Below are 1,002 nucleotides of genomic sequence, written 5' to 3' on the forward strand. Positions count from 1 at the left end.
CATCTATATAATATGTCAATCCCATGTTCTATCTCCTTATCTTTTACCAAGCTGCTGCAGCTGCTTTACCATATTTTTGTGCTAATGCTTTAGCTGAAGCTAGAATTGCAACACCAATTCCACCTCCTCCAACAACTGCTGCAACAATACCAACAACCGCGTAAACAGTTCCTGCTGTAGATACTATATCAATTACTCTTTTGGCTGCATAGGTATTAATTCCTAAGGTAGTAGTTAAATTGACAATACTGAAAACGTGAAGGTTTAAAAATCCAAATAAAGGTAATACTATAAATACCATACTTTTAATCAATTTTTTCATATCAATAACCTTCTTTCATTTAAAATTAAAATAAACTCCAAACTATTTGACTTATCAAACTTTTAATCTGTACATCGGAATCACCCCCTCTACTTACACTCTAATCCTTTGAATTCAACTCCTATGTATCAATCTCACTAATATTATTTTGTAGTTCTAATTTTACTTCATTTAAATAAAGTAAAGTAAAACCATAACCTTATGTAAGCCCTTACTTATGTTTTTACTGTACCACAAATATTTTAGAAAGGCAACAGCTATTTGGACAAATTTATAAACTCTTTTTCGTCAGACCTTAGTCTGACGACCATAGGTGGTTGGTAATCTAGGCTACCATGGATCCTCTGGTAATTCCACCAATGGATGTAATCCAATGACATTACTTTTAATTTTTCCAAGCTCTCAAACACTTCTTGGTCAATAAATTCGGTTTTGAAAGATTTAAATGTGGTCTCTGCTACCGCATTATCATAAGGACCCCCGGCTCTACTTAGTGATTTTTCAATACCAAAACCATTAAACACTTGATCAATTAGCTGATTATCAAATTCTTTGAGAGTGTACAATATCTTGTGTAAACGCAAAAAAGGAATAAATCCTGTTATAGTAGAGTTAGACCAAAAATACTACTAGAAAAGATTTATTCCCATGACCCAGTTTATCACAGATTTAACAAGGAT

1 protein-coding gene and 1 pseudogene are annotated in these 1,002 nt (G+C 32.7%); both read right to left on the reverse strand.

Annotated features, from left to right (window positions below):
* Positions 1-43: 43 nt before the first annotated feature.
* Positions 44-322, reverse strand: a complete 279-nt coding sequence (locus HZY94_RS09815) for an uberolysin/carnocyclin family circular bacteriocin (protein ID WP_218925751.1) — start codon at positions 320-322, stop codon at positions 44-46.
* A gap of 257 nt (positions 323-579) precedes the next feature.
* A pseudogene (locus HZY94_RS09820) lies at positions 580-876 on the reverse strand (IS3 family transposase); the annotation flags it as partial.
* Positions 877-1,002: the final 126 nt, after the last annotated feature.

The organism is Streptococcus danieliae (assembly GCF_013415245.1).
In the GTDB taxonomy this organism is placed as follows: Bacteria; Bacillota; Bacilli; order Lactobacillales; family Streptococcaceae; genus Streptococcus; species Streptococcus danieliae_A.